11 protein-coding genes are annotated in these 20492 nt (G+C 33.8%); 2 read left to right on the top strand and 9 right to left on the bottom strand.

Annotation, left to right across the window (positions count from 1 at the left end; genetic code table 11):
* Nucleotides 1-286: 286 nt before the first annotated feature.
* The 3 genes from ACUXZJ_RS00780 to ACUXZJ_RS00770 all read right to left on the bottom strand — a co-directional run bounded on the left by ACUXZJ_RS00780 (nucleotide 287) and on the right by ACUXZJ_RS00770 (nucleotide 4677).
* Entirely contained in the window at nucleotides 287-1177 is an 891-nt protein-coding gene (locus tag ACUXZJ_RS00780) for a tyrosine-type recombinase/integrase (protein WP_060383027.1), read from the bottom strand.
* Nucleotides 1174-2091: a tyrosine-type recombinase/integrase gene (locus ACUXZJ_RS00775; RefSeq protein ID WP_063743228.1), complete on the bottom strand. Its 918-nt coding sequence runs from the start codon at nucleotides 2089-2091 to the stop codon at nucleotides 1174-1176. The genes ACUXZJ_RS00780 and ACUXZJ_RS00775 overlap by 4 nt, the downstream gene beginning before the upstream one ends.
* 276 nt (nucleotides 2092-2367) lie before the next feature.
* Nucleotides 2368-4677, bottom strand: coding sequence for a CHC2 zinc finger domain-containing protein (locus tag ACUXZJ_RS00770; RefSeq protein WP_446195555.1), 2310 nt, complete (start codon nucleotides 4675-4677; stop codon nucleotides 2368-2370).
* A 164-nt stretch (nucleotides 4678-4841) separates the two neighbouring features.
* On the opposite strand from ACUXZJ_RS00770, the gene ACUXZJ_RS00765 reads away from it, so the two are divergent.
* Nucleotides 4842-5168, top strand: coding sequence for a helix-turn-helix domain-containing protein (locus ACUXZJ_RS00765; protein WP_060383025.1), 327 nt, complete (start codon nucleotides 4842-4844; stop codon nucleotides 5166-5168).
* Nucleotides 5169-5206: 38 nt separating this feature from the next.
* On the opposite strand, the gene ACUXZJ_RS00760 is transcribed toward ACUXZJ_RS00765, so the two are convergent.
* The 3 genes from ACUXZJ_RS00760 to ACUXZJ_RS00750 all read right to left on the bottom strand — a co-directional run bounded on the left by ACUXZJ_RS00760 (nucleotide 5207) and on the right by ACUXZJ_RS00750 (nucleotide 7911).
* Entirely contained in the window at nucleotides 5207-5533 is a 327-nt protein-coding gene (locus ACUXZJ_RS00760) for a DUF1493 family protein (RefSeq protein ID WP_060383024.1), read from the bottom strand.
* A gap of 10 nt (nucleotides 5534-5543) precedes the next feature.
* Nucleotides 5544-6515: an RHS repeat domain-containing protein gene (locus ACUXZJ_RS00755; protein ID WP_060383023.1), complete on the bottom strand. Its 972-nt coding sequence runs from the start codon at nucleotides 6513-6515 to the stop codon at nucleotides 5544-5546.
* Nucleotides 6516-7020: 505 nt separating this feature from the next.
* The gene (locus tag ACUXZJ_RS00750; RefSeq protein ID WP_446195553.1) at nucleotides 7021-7911 is read right to left on the bottom strand and encodes an RHS repeat-associated core domain-containing protein; all 891 of its coding nucleotides are present in this window, start codon (nucleotides 7909-7911) and stop codon (nucleotides 7021-7023) included.
* A 194-nt stretch (nucleotides 7912-8105) separates the two neighbouring features.
* On the opposite strand from ACUXZJ_RS00750, the gene ACUXZJ_RS00745 reads away from it, so the two are divergent.
* The gene (locus ACUXZJ_RS00745) at nucleotides 8106-8279 is read left to right on the top strand and encodes a hypothetical protein (RefSeq protein ID WP_158447602.1); all 174 of its coding nucleotides are present in this window, start codon (nucleotides 8106-8108) and stop codon (nucleotides 8277-8279) included.
* Between the two features lie 56 nt (nucleotides 8280-8335).
* Here ACUXZJ_RS00745 and ACUXZJ_RS00740 read toward each other — a convergent pair whose 3' ends face one another.
* The 3 genes from ACUXZJ_RS00740 to ACUXZJ_RS00730 form a co-directional block, all read right to left on the bottom strand.
* Complete coding sequence (locus ACUXZJ_RS00740; protein ID WP_123907311.1) at nucleotides 8336-8584, bottom strand: hypothetical protein; 249 nt, start codon at nucleotides 8582-8584, stop codon at nucleotides 8336-8338.
* Between the two features lie 134 nt (nucleotides 8585-8718).
* On the bottom strand, nucleotides 8719-18426 hold the full coding sequence (locus ACUXZJ_RS00735) for a SpvB/TcaC N-terminal domain-containing protein (RefSeq protein ID WP_446195550.1): 9708 nt from the start codon (nucleotides 18424-18426) through the stop codon (nucleotides 8719-8721).
* 12 nt (nucleotides 18427-18438) lie between these two features.
* Nucleotides 18439-20352: a T9SS type A sorting domain-containing protein gene (locus ACUXZJ_RS00730; protein WP_063743213.1), complete on the bottom strand. Its 1914-nt coding sequence runs from the start codon at nucleotides 20350-20352 to the stop codon at nucleotides 18439-18441.
* Nucleotides 20353-20492: the final 140 nt, after the last annotated feature.

The following is a 20492-nucleotide window of genomic DNA, read 5'->3' as shown; positions in this document are numbered from 1 at the left end:
GCAAGGCGAAGCGAACCCTTTAGGGCTTGACTCATAATGGCTTATTATGTAACATAGCTTTGGGAGTGGTTGAGGGTTGGGTTTCGGCTCTTGTTTTTTGAGCGTGGGAAGTAAGCGGATAAAAAAAGGTTTTTTTGTGTGCGATGGGCTTTGGAAAACAAAAACCCTTTTTTTATTGGCTTACTGTGGGGAAAAACAAGTGCCGATAGCGTTGGGAGAACCACTGGAGCGTTGGGGTGCGTTGGCTGGGTGGGTGCAAATACTTCGTGCGAAGCACACCGCTTTTTTATTTGATTGGATGGTATTGGTTTACTGCTTGTTGTAATTGCTCCAGTTCAGTTTGTTTGTATTGGATTGTTGTACTTGCCCTGCGATGTCCGCTAAAAACTTGTACTATTCTAGTATCGTTTTCTTTTTTTAATAGATTAGCAATTACAGATTGTCGGATTTTCATTGGTTGTATTTGTTCGCTTTTTGGTTTTTGTTCGTTTATCATTTTACTGATTCCGTGTGCATTTATTTTTTCGCCGTATTGTCCAAGTATAAAAGTTTTATTTTCTTGTTTATTGTTGTATTTCAGTAGTTTAATTCTATCGTCATTTAAGTATTTATAAACTAATAATATTTGTTTGGCTTGTAATGGTAAAGTTCTTGATTGTGGACTTTTTGAAGTGATTTCTAGACTTCCTTTGATGTAAATTTCACACTTTTCTAAATTGATGTTTTCAACTTCTAATTCTGCTATTTCTTTGACGGTTAAGGCTTGATAAATGAGTAAACTTATAATTACTTTGTTTCTGTTTTCTAAATATTTTTTCTTTCTGATTTGATAGGTTTCAAAGAATTTTTCTAATGTTTCTGGGCTGTAAAGTGTATCAACTTGTATTTGTCTATCTATTTTATCTTTTAAAAACAATTCACTGCAAGGATGATCCTTTCTTTTTCCGATTTCTAATAAATAATTGAAGTAAATTTTAACTCCATACAACGAGTGTCGTAATGTTTTTGGACTTAAATCGTAATTCTTTCGTAAGTGTTCTATGTAGTTTAAAATATCTTTAAAAGTGGCTAATTTGGCTTTATTTCCGTAGTAATCTGTAAATCGTTTTATTAAAAATAAGTTGCTGTTTAATGTGCTTTTGCTGTATTTCTTTTCCAAATAATTACGTAGTGTCATTTCATATTATTAATTTGATTTTGAGTTATATGTGTATATATTTCTGTACTCTCGATGTGGCTATGTCCTAAAAATTTTTGAACCTGTTCGAGCTTCATTCCGTTTTGTAGTAAGTGTGTTGCGATTGAGTGCCTTAATGAGTGAATTCCGATTTTATTTAATTCTTCAATCTTTAATTTTTTACCAAATTCTGTTTTTAAAATTAGTTTCTTAAAGTGTTTATTTATAGTATCATCACTCATTCTTCTTGCTTTATTATTTATTAAAAACTCATTAGTTTTATGCTTTAAACTTTCTAAATATTCTTGTAATTCTTGGGCTAATTTTTCACTAATTGGGATTAATCTTCTTTTGCTGTTTTTACCTTTTTGTACTATTACTAAATTTTCAATTATTCTAATATCTTCTTTATTTAAATCGCTGATTTCTTGAACTCTTAACCCACAACCATACCCCATATTTAAAATCGTTTTTTCTTGTAAATTCGCTATTTTATAGAGTTCTTGTATTTGATTTTGAGTAAAAATAAATCGTTCTACTTTTTCATTGATTGGAGTAAATTTTAAATGTGATGCCGGACTGCTTTTTATAACTCCTAATTCTAATAAATACCCTAAATATTGTTGAAGATTTCGCATATTATCATAAATAGATTTCTGCTTTAGTTTTTGTTTAGTTCTTTGACTAATTTTTTCTTTTAGATAGTTGTTGTATTCGGCTATTTCTTTTGGTGTAACTTTTTTTATTTCAAATATTTGATACTTTTCCAGCCAACTAAAAAACTCCTTCAGATATAAATATCTCGCTTGTGTGGTTTCGGGGTTTAATCCTAAAATGTCTAAATGTTTTTTGTAGTTTCTTGCCTGTTCTTGGTAAAATTCTGTATAGATTTTGTGTTTACTTGGTGCGCCCATCTTTTATTATTTTAAATGTTGAATTTTAAATTTTAAATGGTTTGGTATGACGTTTTTAAGGTTTATGATGGTTTTGCTTACTCAATATTTTATTTTTAGGAACGCTAGACTATTTTTTACTATTTTCTTATGTTTTACAATAGTTTACACCGTTTTCTAGTGTTCCTTTTGCGTTCCTTTAGTGTTCCAACTTACTTTTGCTCTTGTCGTAGCTGTTCTATTTATTCATGCCTTTTTATTTGTTTTTTATAGGTATTCATGAATCGAAGTTTGTTTTTATTGGATTTTTTTGTTTTTTAGTTCTTCGATTTGAAGCATTAGAAAATCTTTTATTTCAGTTCTTAATTTTTGATAATTGTCCCAATAGGAGATTTTATATTTTATGCCTTTGTTGGCAAAACCGCCAACTTGTTTGATGTATTCTAACTCTAAAAGTGTTTGTATATATCTAAATATCTGTGTTTTACTTATTCCTAAATCTTGTCTTATATCTCTTAAAATAAACTCTTGATTTTCGTTTTTAACGTGTTTTTTTAATCGTTCAAAAAATTGTCTTAGACTTCCATCAAGTTCATCCACTTTTAAAATGATACTTTCAAAAAGTACCTCTGTTGCTTGTTCGATGTCTTCTATTTCGGTTATTAAAGCCTCCCCAACCCCTCCGAAGGAGGGGCTTTTAACTATTTGACGTTGATATTGGTTCAGGAACGTTACTTGTTTGATTACGGCTTGATACATTTCGTTTAATCGTCTAATTTTATGCACTTTCTCTGGTAGATGTAATTGTGTTGCATACGGATTAATGACTTCGTACTCTTTTAAATTTCTAATGATTTGTTGTATAAAGTTGATTGCTTTTTGGCTTTCTTGTGGATCTATTTCTCCTGCATTGCGTTTGTTTTGGTAGTCGATAATTCTTGCGGTTTGTTCTTTACTTTCGTCAACTGCAATAAGGAATGAACGGCTCATATTATCTTCGTAGGTTTCGCCTTTGGTGGTGGCTGATAAACTGGAGAACTGACCTTTTACTATTTTATGAGAAGATTTGTTATTTCCTTTTTTGTCTTTGATAGTTACAGAACTTCTTAATACTTGATTACTTATAAATTCCCTTAAAGCATATAGTGCATCTTCTTTTAAACCGTCTAAATCTTCAATAATCACCACCTTTTGGAATAAATCAAACTCACCCCAATTGTATAAAGAACTTTCTGTAATTCGTGTAAATCTTAAAACGTCTTCTTGAGGCATAAGGTCTGCAATTCTGCTTATAATATGGGTTTTTCCGCTTCCGCTTGAGCCTTGTACGAGTGCGTGTAATGGACTTTTATTTAAATAACTAATGATGATTAAAAATAATAACATTCTGCTGTTTTCTTCTCCAACTATTCCTGCTTTGCCGATTTCTATATTTAAGTTTTTTAGTAAATGTTTTCGTTTTAAGAAGTCGATTGCGTTTGATGGTTTTTGGCTTTCAGTTTTTGGCTGTTCTGTTGTTTTATCTTCAATTGAAAAAGAAGGATTTAACTGTGTTCTTTTGTCTAAAAGTTCAATAAAAATATCTTCGTTGTGTAGTTGTAGTGTTTCATTGATGTCTTTGTTTATGGGTTCTAACACGCTTATTTTTATTCCTGGTATAAGTTCTAATATTACTTTAGAATAATTCGCTGTCGCCGTGCGACCTGCGGTATCATTGTCAAAAGCAAAGATGATTTCTTCTAATTGTTTGAGTTCTTTTATTGCTTTTAAAATTTCATCATTCAATCCGTTAGTTCCAAAGCAAGCTATAAGCCCCCAACCCCCAAAGGGGGCTTTTTCAAGCGTTGGCAACAAACTTGCACCATCAATAATACTTTCGGTTAAGATTAGTTTTTTAGTATTTACATTGGGATAATTTGGATATAAACCTTGTCTGTTTTTTAAATAAAAATGTTTACTTTCTTTCTCGTTTAATGTGCTTCTAAAGTATAAACTCACTACTTGATCATTTCTGTTTTTTAAAGCAAAAACAATACACCATTTGCCAAAAACGTTGTAAGCTGTTTCTCCTGTTCTGCCTTTGTTTCCTTTGTCAATTAGTAATCCATATTCTAAACATTGATTAATTAAAGTTTTGTCTTTTCTTGCTCCGTGATGGAACTGCCCACCATTGTAACCGACTTCTATTTTTTTATTATCTAAATTTCTATTTTGTAGATATTTTTTGGCTGGTTTACTGTTGCTGATGGCATTTTTAAAATACTGGTACATATTACCCAAAAATTGCTCTCGTGATAAATCTTGCTGATACCTTTCATTTTTGTTGGGTTCTTTATGCCCTAAAATTTCAACCGCTTTGTTAATGGCTTCGTGTTTGGTGCAGTTTTCTTTATGCAGTATAAAATCGATCACATCAATACTTTTGCCGTGTGTTTTGCAATTGGAACTAAAACAGTATGCCGTTTGTGTTTTGTAATACACTTGAAAACTTGGGGTTTTATCTTCGTGAAACGGACAATTTAAACGACTTTGTTTGTCGGTTTTTAAGCCGTAGTAGTGTAATACGTTGGCGATGGTTAATTGCTCTTTGATGTCTTGGATTTCCATTGACTAAAAAATATTTAAAATTATTCTTGACAACTAATTAGGTGCAAAGATACCATTTTAGTTTTATTTTGCAAACTTTTTGAGTTTTGAAGAACTGATTTAGTTTTCATATCTTTGCAATTCAATAGTAAACAAGGTTTTTTAACCCTATAAAGTTTCTTATTATGGATTTTGGAAGTGTAGTTTCTGAACTTAGAAAACAAAAAGGAATATCCCAAACCGACTTAGCTAGTCAATTAGGTATTCATAAAAATGTATTAGGAAGATATGAGAGAAACGAAGTTTATCCCTCTATTGATTTAGCTCGTAAAATTGCTGATATTCTTGATGTGTCTTTAGATTACCTTACTGGAAAAGACGATGTACAAATTGATAAAGATACCAGTAGCCGTATTTTAGAAGTTTCTAAATTTGAAGAAGCTGACCGTAACCATATTTTTTCGGTTATTGATGCCTTTATTGCTAAAAGAAAAATTCAAAGTATTTTATAAAACAAAGAAAAGCCGAGCATCGCTCGGCTTTTATAATATTACGATGGGTCAAACCATTCTTTTCGTTTAGCAACTTCAATTAAATGAGATATTAGTAATTCCTGTCTCTCTGAATATACTTTCTTTTTAAAAAAAGGTTTAAAAAAAACTAATTCTCTCCAACTATAATCAGGATAATTAAAATATTTGTCAATGATAAAGCCTTTATAATTAATTTCAAATTTTTCGAAAAAATTTTCCATTAAATTTTCAGCATCTAAATCAAATATTTTATACTGATCACTTGCAATATTTGAATTCTTTTTTAAAGATTTTATACCAGTATAGGCTATTAAAAAATCTAAAACTTTAGTATCTTTTTCCATATTAATAGATTTAGTTACTTATTAAATAGCCTCCAAATCCGATTCTTCCTGTCCCAATAATTGGAGCATTCCTTCCTAAAAATGTACCCCAAGTGGTACTTCTTCCATATAGAGTTGGTAAAGATTTCACTCCCAAAACATTTATTGATTTAGAACCAATCATTTTTTCGAAATAAACTGAAGATTTTAAAGTATATTTCGAGCCACCTAAAACTGTTCTAACCCCAACAGAAGATTTTAATACTTTAGTGAACCCCATTGCTATTAATTTACCTCCATGATAAATTTCTCCAGCACCTACAAGATTTGTTGTAAAATTTAATGAATCATCATTAATAGCTCCAGTAGCCATTGGAAAACCTTTAACTCCATAGCCTCTAAATCCTCCAAGTTCTCTAAATTCTTCTTGCGATACAGCTCTAAATTGCACAGGTGTAGAATCTATAATGTTACCTTTCTCGTCATACAAATAATCAGTAGTATCTCCACCTTTGTTGTTAACTTGTTTTCCATTTTTATCGTAGCCATTATCATCCCCCAAATGCATCGCGTGATTGAGCCCACTATCATCACTATCCCCATCTGGATTTATTCCAGTAGTTCCTGTTTTGTTTATATTTAGTAACTTTTGTAAATTACTTTCATAACCAGAGCTAATAGGTACGGTTATATCAATTTTTCTTTCATCATTGTTTCTTTCATCTACTGGCTCCATCCCTGTTGGGTCTGTTAGCCTAATCGGATTTCCAAGACAATAGTTATATGGCGAAGCGTGAGGAAACTTCTCCGCTAGTGGGTCAACATTGAGCCAAAGGGAAGTCTTCATATCCAAATACCTCGCCCCATAATAGCTAAGGTTAGTCTCTCTGTCTAGCTCCTTCCCATTAAATAAATAAGGCATAGAAAAACTAGAGCTATGTTCCTCAAAAAGCACCTCTCCAAAAGGGATATACTCTACATGCTGAGATAACTGACCATCCATAGTGCTAATATACGAAGTACTTCCTAAATGATCGCTATGGTAATAAAAAATATCTTTTTCAAATAAGCCGTTGCCTACAAAACCATCGCCTGCGGTTACATCCGCGGGTTTTATAGGATCGCCAAACTGTATGGGTGGTCCTAGTATAAAAACACCTCTCGAAATGGAAATATATTTAAGAAATTTAAACCAAAATGTGGCTTAAGATTTTCGTACCAAATTTTGTTGCTATTCCATTTTTATTAAAGCTACTAAATTGAATAGTTTGTAATAACAACAAAGCCCTCATTTGAGGGCTTTGTTGTTTATAGACTTTGACTTAAAAATACAGTAGATTCCAAATATTATATTTAAGAAGACCCCTAAATAAATTATAAAATACTGTTCTTTTGAAAGACACGGGGGACAATCATTTTTATCCAAGCAAGGTTCGCACAAAGGTTGATAATACCAATACAATAGCAATAAAAATAAATCAATCACTAATAACCTAAAAAAACAATTCCTAATTATTTTCTTTATTTGGTCTGTTAACATCGATTTCATATCTAAATTCTTTACCTGCGTTATTTTTATCTTGTGACCAATTTTCGTATGCTTTCATTGCATCCTGAAGAATTCCATCCACATTTCTCTGCTCCACTTTTCCATTTTTAGAGTCTCCCATTATGTTATTCCCCCAGCCTTTATCTGGTCCATTACCATCAGTATATCTATCATCTAATCCTAATAAATGCCCTACCTCATGAGGTGCTGGATCATCTTGCGCTAAAGTATTGCCATTTCTGCCTTGACTTCTCCATTCTCCTTCATCTCCGCCAGTGACATAAGATCGAGCGACTCCAGCTCCTACTTCAATAAAATTATCGCGATTGTTCGGATTCCAACTTTCAGGTATTATTGCTGGATCATTTTGTGCTTTTCCTTCGTACAATCCAACATTTACTTTAACATTTACTTTAAAAGACTGTTTTCCATCAGAGGTCTTTGCACTATATGTTCCTCCCCATCTTGAGTTTATATCTTTTTGGTATTGTGCCGCTACCGCTTTTGTAGCACCCGCACCATACAATTGTATATTTGATGATATGGTTATTTGTCCTCCTTTTATAACTATGATCCCATCCCTTCCATCAGGATCCATATAAATTATGGGGTTTGCATTGCAAAACAGATATGGACTTTGATTAGGATGCTTCTCGGCTAGTGGGTCAATATTGAGCCAAAGGGAAGTTTTCATATCTAAATATCTCGCTCCGTAATAAGTGAGATTGGTCTCTCTATCCAATTCCTTTCCATTAAATAAATACGGCATAGAAATAGAGGAGGAGTGTTCTTCAAAAAGGACTTCTCCAAAAGGGATATACTCTACATGCTGAGATAACTGACCATTCATAGTACTAATATACGAAGTACTTCCTAAATGATCGCTATGGTAATAAAAAATATCTTTTTCAAATAAGCCGTTGCCTACAAAACCATCGCCTGCGGTTACATCTGCGGGTTTTATAGGATCGCCAAACTGTATGGGTGGTCCTGGTATAAAAATACCTCTCGAAATGGAAATATATTTAAGAAATTTAAACCAAAATGTGGCTTAAGATTTTCGTACCAAATTTTGTTGCTATTCCACTTAAAGATGCCGAGCTTATAAAAGAATTTCAAAAGATTGAAGAACTACCACAAGAAGAAAAAAATACTATCCTTAAAGTGATTTCTGCTTACATACGAGATTTTAAAACTAAACAATCTTATACTTTGTAAAAATAACAAACCCCGAGTGTTGGCTCGGGGTTTGTTTAAGTATAATTATAATTTTATCAATCTACTTTTTCATAAAATTGATTTAAATCTTTAAATAAATTAATTTTAAGGTTGCCTAAAAAAAATTCTCTCTCAAGAGAAGTGTCAAAACTATCCTCTTCTATACCTTGTCCATAGTTTAATACAATCTTTGTGCCTGTAATTGTATAGTAGATTTTATATTTCCCTTTCCCATAATATGAGCTACTAAAATTGTTATTATCTAATAGTTTTAACGTATCTGCTTCATATGGTATATTACTCAAAAAATGCTTCTGTTGGTAATTTCGATTTACATATGTTCCTTTTATTGTATTGATAACATAAAAATTACTATATAAGAATAAAGACAATAGAAATATTATAAAAAATATAATTAACCTTTTTTTTTGCATTTAAATTATTTTTTTGTAGTTAAAAATAAATAAGTTTGAAAAGTATTTGTTTCTCTGTTATTCAAATCAAAACTTTTAGTTCTAAAATTATATTCTAAACTTCCTCTTGGATAGTTATCTACTGGTAAATGATAATAAAAAGATGTTCTTGATTTAGAATCTTGAATAAGATTTAAGACTGTATCTCCTAACTTATAAAAACTTGCATTATAACTTCCCATCATTTGAACTTGCATATTGTTATATGTCCAATAATTATCCCATCCATAATAGAAGTTAGCTTCATAAGCACCTTTGCTTTTTCCTGAATCTAAAAATTTATCTTCTAAATCTCTATATAAATAATTGTCGTGAATAGCTTTATTGGCAGGATGTGACCCCTCAAAAATACTTTTTTCAGGACCATATCCTTCACTCCATTCATTATATATATCATTCCAATCAGTATTCCTATCTCTAATTTCACTATTTGCTAATAGTTCCTTACCATTTTTGATTGTATTCCAATTCCCTTTACGATCAGTCACATAAGTAATTTGATTTCCTGTTTTGTCTTTTTGATCAGAATGATAAAAATCTACTCCGATGCTGTCTCCAACATTAGATGTTTTTTGCCAATTACCATCTTTATCTTTTTCAAATTCTCCATCCAGCATTCCTGTTGGGTCAGTTCTACTAACTGGATTATTTGAACAAAAATGGTACGGTGTCTTGTTTGGTTGAAGTTCCGCTAGCGGGTCAACATTGAGCCAAAGGGAAGTCTTCATATCCAAATACCTCGCTCCGTAATAAGTGAGATTAGTCTCTCTATCCAATTCCTTGCCATTAAACAAATACGGCATAGAAAAACTAGAGCTATGCTCCTCAAACAATACCTCTCCAAAAGCAATATACTCTACATGCTGAGACAACTGGCCATTCATAGAGCTAATATACGAAGTACTCCCCAAATGATCGCTATGGTAATAAAAAATATCTTTTTCAAATAAGCCGTTGCCTACAAAACCATCGCCTGCGGTTACATCTGCGGGTTTTATAGGATCGCCAAACTGTATGGGTGGTCCTGGTACATTGCTTGGGGGATTAAACACGGGTTGTCTAGGCCAGCCTTCGGGTGTTTCTTGGTTTTGGTTAGCGTTTTGCTTGGGCGGGCTTGGGTAAGGCTTTCCTGTAGCGGCTGGACTGGCGTATAGTCCTTGCTGTGTGGGTGGACCTGGTGGCAGCCCTAGGTTGCGTACATAGTCGTCTAACCACTGTTGTTGTTCTGTGCTTAATTGGGCATAGTTTATTCCGCCTGCTGTAATTTTGGTAGGTTGGGCAAAGGTTCCTTGTCCTATTTTGGAGGTTATACGCCCTGCGCCTTCGAAATAATGTTTGGTAAATTTGCCTTTACTTATTACAAAATAGGGGCTTACGTAACCTGTATAATTGTCAAAATGGTTTATGCTGGCGGCTTGTGCGCCGTTTATGCTTACGTTTTGGGTGTCGCCACTGCTTTTTAGTACCCGCTCGCCTGTGTGGTCGTAGGTGTATAGGTGCATACGCCCGTTGTCGTTTATGCCCATTAGGTGGTTTTCTTCGTCCCATGTCATTTTTCTAAAATTGTTAAATTCTAGGTATTGGGTAGGGTTGCCGTTGCCGTCGTATTCGTAGTTACGAGGTTCGGGTTTGCCGTCTTCGGTTATGATACTTGGGGCATTGGGGTGCTGGGTGTTGTTGTACTGATAGTTTAGTTTGTAGCCTTTTTGGGTGTCGTTTACCTGGTGTTGTAGCTCTTTGCTTACTATATTGTGCATATTGTTGTAGCGCATGGCTAGGGTGTAGGTGGCATGGTTGTTCTGGCCGTTGTAGCTGCCTGTGGCGTTTTTTAGTCGGTACAAATCGTCGTACTGGTAGGTTTGTTGGCTACTACCGCCTAGGCTATTGGCTACTACAGGCACGGTGTTTTTTATGCCTAGTACATTGCCCACAAGGTCGTAGGTGTAGGTGTTGTTTATAATGGCACGGTTACCACTGTTTACGTTTAGTTGTTGCAAACGACGTAAGGTGGGGTCGTAGGTGTAATGGGTTTGGGTATCGTTGCCGTATTTTAGGTACTTGCGTTGTTCAAACTCGTCGTAGGCTAGTTGCTTAATATAGAGGTAGGTTTGGTTTTCTTTGGTGCCTTGCATTGTTTGTAAATTTCCTGCACGGTTGTAGGTGTAGGTAAGCACCTCGCCATCAGGATATATCATTTTTTGCAAACGGTTCCAGGTGTCGTACTCGTATTGGGTAATGTAGGTTTGGTTATCGGTAGGGGTTATGCGTAGGGTTTTTATTTCTTTTTCAACCTCGCCTAGTTTACCATAAAAATACTCGGTACCTCCACTGGCATCGGTTACTAGCCACATACGTCCACGGCGTGGGGCATTTTCGGTAGCACTACCATAATAATAGCTTATATTGTTTTGTGGGTATCTAGGGTATTTTATGTGTTCTAATCGGTTGTAATCATATTCATATAGGATACCGCCATCGGGCATGGTTTGTTGTATTTGGCTGGTTACTCTTTTGGTCATATTGCCTGCTAGGTCGTAGGTAATGGTGGTAGTACCTGCATCGGGGTGTATGTACTGGGTGCGTCGGCCTAGCCAGTCGTAAGTGCTTAGGGTAGTTTGTCCCATAGTGTTTATAACAGCGGCAGTTTCGCCAAGGGCGTTGTAGCTAAACTGGGTAAGTAGCTCGTTGCCACCGTCATATTGTATAGTGGCTATATTTTTGCCAGTGGCATCGGTATAGGTTTTTGCCACCTTACCGTGTGGGTCTGTTTGTGTGGTTTGTAAAGCATTTATGCCTTTAAAATTTTCTATGGCAAAAGTGGTGGTGGTGGTGGTACCATCGGGCAGGGTTGTTTTTGTGGCTCTGCCTAGGGCATCGTACTGGGTTTTAGTAGGGTTTACGGTGCTTGCTAGGGTACTAAAACTGTTGTTTAGGGTAGTGGTAAAGGTTGGGTAAAAACTCTCTACCGCTCTACCAAAAGCATCGTACACCACCTTGCCCGATATAATATGACCTTCTTGGTCTGGGGCATCTATACCGCCAAAAAGCGAGGCTGTTTTTTTGACCTGTAAGGTACGCCCAAGCCCATCTATATAGGTATAGGTTTCTATGTCTTTGTTTAGTTCAGGGTCGTAATTTCGGGTTTTGGCATAGGGTACTTCTGCGGTAGGGTAATACTCGTAGGCAATGGTGTAGGGTTTGCCACTGGCTATTTCGTAAGGGCCTTGTATGGTGCTGGTACGTCCTTTGTCGTCAAGGGTGTATAAGGTACTTTGTTCGTTACGATCGGTGGTTTTTATAGGGGTGTTAAAACGGTAGTCGTATTCCGTTTTGTTTGCATACCCAAAATGGTCTTGTATTTGGGTGATGTGGCTGTAGACTTGATCGTCGTAGGTATAGGTAATTTGAGCTCGTTGGTTTTTGTAATTAGGGGCGCCTGTAATTTTTATAATATTGCCATAGGTGTCATATACAATATCGGTTATGGCTACCTTGTCGTTACTAGCATACATTTTAAATTGTGTAACCTCGGCTGTTGCGGGGTTTATTTGGGTAGCTCGTTTTCGTTTTAGTCCATCAATGGTAAATACTTCTATTTGTTTAGGGATGCCATCGTAATAAGGGGATAGGCTGTTGTGGTAGCTTATTTTGGCGGTTACTTTATCTTGTGGTGTGCCGTTGCCTAAATCTGTATATTCTACAATATTACCTTGTGGATCATATTTATTATAGGTGTTTTTGTCTAAAAAGGCGGTGCCTGCTTCGTAGTGTTTTTCTTGGGTATGTATAGGTGCGATAAACACTGATAACAAATCGGCGGCAGGGTTGCTTAACAAGCCCTCGGTAATAGAGGTTTGGTTTTGAGCATTGGTTATACTATAGGTGGTGCTGGTTTCTTGTAGTTTTTTATTGTCTTTATCTAATAATAAAGTGCTTTTTAAGAGGTTTTTACGATAAAAATCGGTATTGTAAAACTCTTGTATTTGGGTGTTATATACGGTATTGTTGGTAGCATTTATTTGTTGTGTAGTAATTTTGGCATAGCCATAAAAATCACGTTCACGGCGGTCGTAATAAGGGTTTTCATAGGTAAAACGGCTAATAAGGTTGTCTACACCATCGCCTGTGTGGCCGTCAAAAAGGTTTACTTCTTTGAGTACCCATTTTGCTCCGTTCGCTTCGTAAGAGCTTGGTTTAAATTCGTAATCAACGGTAAAGCTATTGCCCATAGCGTTAGTTACGTTTTTTAGTTTGTTGGTACGTTTTATGTTAGAAAGACGTACGGTAAGGTTGTCTTCGTTTTCGGATTTTATGTAGTCTAAATTACCATCGCCATTAATATCGTTAAAAGTAGATTCTATTTTGCTTACAGAATTACCAGTACTAGCTCCTGCTTGTATAGCAATCCGAATAGGAATAGGGGTTAAACTAAAATCGAAAGCATAACTAGCATTCATACCATAACTAGTTGATTTGTTTTTACTCATACTAGCGTATTTTGGGTATTGTAATGGGTTAGTATCAAAACCGTTTCCTAGGTTTAGGAAAATGAGGATGTTGTTTTGTGTGTAAATTATTTTATCGGGTAATCCATCGGCATTAATATCAAGAAAGGATTTAGATTGTTCATTAGAAGAGCCATTATAAGAAAATCCTCCAGATATAGAGCCTGATGCAAAATCAAAGCCTAGTCCTGCTCCAAAATCGGATGAATTTCCTTCGTTTATTCCTTTGTCTAGGTTTTTCCAATTGTAATCGGGAAGAAATCGGTATCCTGTATTAAGTAAAACAATTCCGTTATCGTTAATTTGATCTGTTAGTCCATCACCATTGATGTCTGTATGTATTTTTTGGGAGTAATCATTTCCTGTGCCTATATTTCCGCTTATACTGGTGTATTTTCCTGCTTTTTGGGCATCGGAATTTGATTTTTTATCATTAGAACTTTTTTGCACAGTTGTTTTTGCATTAGTTTTTGTATCAGATGAATTGGCACTACCATGACTGTATTTTCCATTGACACTTCCTCCTTTGCTTCCTATAATGGATACGCTAAAATCGCCAATATTATTTTGTAGGTTAGATAAACCTCCTCTAGGGGTTGTAAATTGTACGTTGCCATTGCGTACAAAATCGGGGTAATGGTCTCCATTAAAATCGGTCATAGTTTCTATAACGATAGACTTGCCTTCTGAATAGTTGGCACCTGCACCTAAAGAACCAGCGGATAAGCCGGCAGCATAGGCATTACTTGTGGATTCTGATATGGTAAATAAGGCTCGACTGCCGCCTCCTTGAACAGTAGGTAAGGAAGTGTCTAAGAATTTTTGTAGATCATCTTCGCCTAGACGAGCTGAACTAATGTATTCTTCTTTAATAAAAATAGCATCTTCTGCGCCTAACCATTTGTTTGAAGCGTAATTTCCTCGGGCTTGGATAAAGTATTCTTTGGAGGCTTCAAATTGACCATGAGTTCCTGGGGTAACAGATGTGTTTCCGCTGATGTCTGGCATATTGTTTGGGTCAATATCGTAGGGTTTTTTATCTGATATTATAAGGTTTTTATCAATGGTATTGGCTGCTAGATTTCCGTTAATTAAAAATACGCCCCAATTTCTATTTCTGATTTTTAATTTTTTTTCGACATCATCAAAATTGCCGTAGTAGCTGTTTTCTGAGTTGAAATAATTATATTCTACTAATGTTTTTTTGTTTTTTACTATGACAGAATCTTTTATAACGAGGAATGCGCTAGAATGATTTTGTTGAAAGAGGGTTGAAGTATTTTTGTTATTAAAGTAGTATTCTATTTTAATAGGTTTGTTAGCTACAATACTGTCGTAAGGATATGATAGATCAATTGCTTTTGGTGTGTAAGCTAGGTATCCATCTGTTAATTTGTATCTAATTCTAGCTACTAGTTTTTCTTCTTGTTTGGCTGTTATTAGTATGTCGCTATCAAAACTTTGATTAGGTCTAACTTTATTAAATTGAATTACTCCGCTATAATTATGAAAGGTTGCTTTTCCTTTGGAACTAGGTATAATGTGGTTGAGGATGTATTTGTTATCTACTCGATTATAAATTGTATGTGTAACTTCTAGGGGTTTTGTTTCTTCGTTATCAGAGTGGTCTTTGTATATAATAGAAGGGGTACATATCAAATTTTTCCAATCTATATTTGTTTCAGATTCTATGATTACTCTGAATCCGTCGCCTTTTAGGGCATTTATAAGAGGAATGGTGTTAAAATTGAATGTAATGTTTTCTGATGCTAAAAATTGTTTTGAAAAGACAACTGTTTCGCCAACACTGAATCTATTGGAAATAATTTTTAAAAGGATGTGATCGGAAGTTGTTTTTTTAGAAAAAATACCATCAAATCGTATTGGAGAATCTTTTGGGACCATGATAAGTGTTTGTGAACTTACTAAAAAATCTTTTTTAGGATTGTAAGTTTTTAAACTAAAGCCATTAGGATCCGTATGACTAGGGTCTATGTCTTGATAGTTGATGGTAGGTTCCCAAAGGATGTTATCAAAATTACCATCTTTTATAGAACTAACTCTAAAATAGAGGTGTTCTCCTTTAGTAACAAAAAGATTGTCTTGTTTTTGTTTTGATAAATAATCTGTTGCTCCGATAGTTTCAGACCAAATTAAATTATTGTCTTGTTGAAAATATAATTTTACACCATCGGCTTTATCTGAACCATTATTGTTTTTATAATTTTGTCTATCAGTAGAGGTGTCTTCTAGTAATTTATAGGTATGCGAAATTTGTATAAATCCAGTAGCTGGAGCTTGCCATAGGCGTACGATGTCGTGCAATGGGTTCTTTTTTATTATTTCGGCTTCGGAGTTTTGTGTATTACCTGTTAGTAATAACTCGCCTTCATTAACTATGGGTGAAGGGGTTCCTGTACTGTTTGGTGTAAAGGTAGGGATACCATTTACTAAACGATTGTAATAAACGGTTCCGCCATCGGCAAAATCAGTGAGTCCATCGCCATTAAAATCCATAAAATAACTGGTGGTGGTGCTTTTTGATATTTGTCGATCATATCCTAAATTACCACCCAATTGTCCAAAGCCTAAAATTAGATCGACGCCGTAATTATAGGAATAGTTTCTAGAGAATCCAACATTCCCAATATTAATAACGTGGTATGTGTCTGAAAATTGGTTTATACCTGTTGCCCCAAGGTTTTTTCTGAAATAGACTTTATCTCCTTTGGTGAAAATTTTGTCAGGTAAGTTATCTCCGTCTAAATCTTCTAAGGCAACATAGGTAGAGGTATTGCTCCAGTTGTTTCCTCCTTGTCCGCCTAAAGTATTTTGATTTAAGACTCCAATTCCTGGAATTCCAATTCCTAATCTATAATTAAAACCTCCAGAAATAGAGCGGGAACTTCCTGTAAGAGTGTGAGTTCCTTTAAATTCTTTAAAAGCGGCAAAAGCAGGTGTAATACCATCATTAGGTACGCTCCAGGTTTGTTCTTCGCCAAAAGGGGTGTAGTTGCCACTAGCATCTCGTACATCGTCATAATAATCGAGGGAGTTTTTGTAAAACAGATTTCCTTTTGTATCATATACTTCTATATCTTTTAGCAATGTTTTTTTAAATGCACCTTGTTTATAGGTAAGTCCATAGCTACGAACCATTTGGTCTTTAAATTTGACTTCTATTTTTCGCAATAGTTTATTAGAGGTTTGCTGAAAACCTAATCTTGCTGTTATTTGTACGTCTTCTCTAGTGGGTTCTCCTAAATCTGTATCTTTAATAAAGTGTATGCTGTATGCTCCTTTTTGGTCATTTTTTCCAGTATAATATATATTTTTGATATATAATTCGCCTTCGGATTTTTCGTATTGATAGGCTATCGTATTTCCTTTTAAGTCAATTTGTAAAGTAATTGCCCAATGGCCTATATTGCCATTGGTATCTTGTAAAATAGCGGTGTTATCTATGCCAGCGGGTGTACCGCCATAGTAGGTTGTTGTACCGCTCTTGTCTGTTACTATCCAATAATAGTTGGTAGGGTTATTTCCTTTACGGGTTATTTTTTGGAAAGCACCTTCTTTTCTAGGATAAAACTGTTTATTGGTTTGTCTGTCTGTCCAAGCTTCTCTATGAGCGTTCGGCAAGAGTGCCTCACCTGCTAGGGTATAACTTTCGGTTTCTTTGCTCGCATCGTATCTTGGTGCTCCCCAACGGGTTTCTATGTCTACACTGGGTAGGTTTATTGCCCATCCTAGTCCGGTCCAGCTATGTCCGGCTTCGCTACTGTACTGTAGGGCTAGTGAGGGTTGCATGCCTGCTCTGCCTTTTGGAATTTCGATAGGGAAATTTGTGCTAGTACTTCCGTTTGGATTTGCAGTAGGTGGGGTAATAGGGGTTATGCCTACGGCTGGAGAGGCTGCTTTTAAATCTTTGATACTTGTAGGGGTATAGCCAGAGGTTTCGGGTGATTCGGGTAGTTTTATAATTCCTGCTATAAAATCGGTAAAATGGGTGGTTTTTCCTGTTATTTTAGATTCATGGGCTAGTAATGTGTCTTTAGGAATTTCTTTCCATAGTCTTTTCTTTTCATCAAAAAAGAAAAGATTTATATCTTTTTCTGTGTATCCTTCTGGAATTAATTTTTTGTCGTAAGGAATTGTAAGTTTTCCAGGTTTTTTGAATTGTATTCCGTGGGGTAATAATCTGTAAGCAAAAGAATTTTGAGTTACATTGACCATTGAAGGGTTTAACGGTGCAATATCTTTTGCATGGAGGGCTTCTATGGAAAATAATGTGTTTTTTTTGATTATATCTTTTTCTAGCTGAAAACTAGCATTTGAATTGTTTATAATCCCACCATTAATACCTATTGTGTGCTCTTTTTTTTTGTTTTTATTGTATAAAGGGATGTAATAATCTACAGGGATAAAGTTATTTATAGATATAGGAATTATAGTGTTTGTGTTGTTTTCTTTTTTTATACAGGTTATTTCTTTTTGATTGGTATAGTCTATTTCGGTTTCAAAATGTTGATTAATGGTATTTATTTTTTTGTCATTTATATACAATGTTGTGTTTTCTTCGGGTTGAAATCCGGCAATGTAGAGTTTGTTTCCAAAACGAAATAATTCAAATTTTTGAAGGGTATTTTCGTTTTTGTAGAAGTTTAGTGTAACGTTTTTTATTTTATATTGGTTGTTTTTTATTTCTGGAGCATTAAAAAAAAGTATATTATTCCCTTTTTTTATTACACTATTGCTTATTTGCTCTTTTTGATGTAACCATTGGTTGTTTTTTGAAATAAAGTTTCCACCAGTACTTTGGGCATTATTGATGCTTTTAATAATAGATATTCCATTTTTATAACCATATAAATCGTATTCTAAGAATACTGTTTGATCATTAGTAGGTAATTGGTTTATTTGAATATGAAATAAATTATCAAAGGCATCATCTATAATTTGACTTGAATTAAGACCTATAACTCCTTCTTTGATATCGGCTTTATGTATTAATACCTTAGATGAGATGGTATTTGAAAATGTTTTTTTATTTGCTATTAAGTTAACTTTTGCAGGTTTATTTATTATTGTTTTCTTTATGTGATTATAATTTGCAGCGAAAACTATGCCAGCAATTAATAGAAAAAATAAGTATATTTTCTTGCTCATTCTAGTAATAGTTTATTTTATTATTATTTTTATTGATTTTTCTTCTTCTGATGTACTTATTTTTGCTATATAAACGCCACTTGTAGGAATATGACCGTTATATATATATTGGGTTTTTCCAGACCATTTTTCTGTTGTTATTAGAGCTCCAGCTGAGTTGTATATATATAGTGTTGCGTTTGTAATAGTGTTGAAATTTCCAAAAATTTTAAAATGTCCATCTTCACTAGGATTGGGTAATGCTATTATTTGATTGTTTTTACTATTGTTTTTCTCCTCTACTCGAAAGTTAGTAACTGTTTCGCAGTCATTTTCATGTTTTGTAATTAATTGATAATCGCCTGGATTTGTTAGCATTATGGTGTTGTCATTAGTAATCAATTCTTTATTTAAAAACCATTGAAATTGATAGTCTCCTTCTGGTAAATAATCGTTTGCATTTATGACTATTGGAGTGTCATTTAGGGTAAATGTTTCTTGTAGTTTAGGACTTGTTATATCTTGATCTGAAATAAATATTTTTTGTTCATAAATGGTTCCACTAGCATCAACAACTATATAATTATATTTTCCAGAATGTACTGCGATGTTTGAAGTATTGTTGTCATGAATCCATTTTTTAACAACATTTTTAGTATCATGGTTAATTAAAGTTATAGTATAAGGAGCTTTACCTCCAATAATTGTATATTTTAAAAACCCATCAGATATTCCGCATTTAGGTTGAGTAATTTTTACTCTAGCAAACATATCTGGTGCCATTTGAAATGTATAAACGATTTTTTTGTTTTTTTTACCATCCCAATTATAATTATTTAGGGTTGTAGTTCCGTCTGAGGTTTCTTCTAATTTTTTATATATTATTTCGTCAGAATCCCATTTTGCTTTTCCTGTTGGATCTATTACTAACCAGGGTTTTGTATCGGGTTGTTTTAAGTCTGTTATTTTTTTTAAATTAAATTGCCACTTTATCTTATGACTATCAATAGTAGAATCAATACACATAAGCCATTTTCTTTCTAGTAATTTAGGTAATCCTTCTTCTTGTTTAAATTTTAATGGTTTGGCATTATCACTCCAAAACAAAAAGCTATTATCAGGAACACTTTCTTTAATAGAACTTAAATCTATAGTTGTTAACTCATCTTCAATATTACGACTTTTACTTTGGTAGAGTTGTGATGTTTCATCTTTACCTATAGCGGTTACATGATTTAAATAGTGTTTGTTTTCAAGAGCGTTCCAAATGATTTTTCCTTTGCTATCCGTGTAATTTTGTAGTTCTTTTTGAGATAAAGAAATACCATATTTTATAGCTAAATAACTTGCTATTTTATTGGTTTCTTTGTTGTTAAGGAATCTATCATACATGATAATTTCACTAATATATCCTTTCAAAAAACGGGCGGGTATTGATAAGTTATGTTTTATTTTACCTATAGAGATTTGGTATTTATTATTATCGCTTAGGTTTGATTTTGTATGTTGATAAAAATGAATAGCTGAAGAATATTCTGACTTGTTTTTTAATGAATTGTATTTGAAATTAGAAAGATTGGCCAGTCTTTCTGTGGTTGTTAAAGTAATGTTTTTTGATTGATCAGAGATGTTCCATAATACTTGTTCGGTCAAACTGTCCTTTACTTTATAAACTAAAAAAATAGTTTGATAATTTATTTTTGGTATGTTAAAGGTTAGTGTATCTTGGCTTGCATCAAAAAATATGCTGGGATGATTATTTATTAGAACTCCTTCAGTCTTTTTTAATAATATAGTGTTAGGGGCTAATTGATTTTTTAAAATAAACTGATTTTTATTTTTATCTGCTGTTATCCAAATATAAGGATTTTTTACTTGTGCTGGACATTTTTGAGCAAAGCATTTTATAGATATTATAAGGATAAAAAAGGGTATATATAGTTTCATGCGTGTAGTTTATTTGTTGTTTATAATACATAATAAATACCTTTACCTCAATGCTGTATAGGATTGCCTATTTTTTGTTTTTTATATTATTAGAATGTTAAATAATGATTTTAATAATTTTATGAGAAGAGACAATAGAA

The sequence above is a fragment of the Flavobacterium sp. TN-1 genome, from assembly GCF_052828645.1.
Note: the sequence above shows the minus strand (reverse complement) of the source record. Positions and strands in the feature narration are given on the sequence as shown.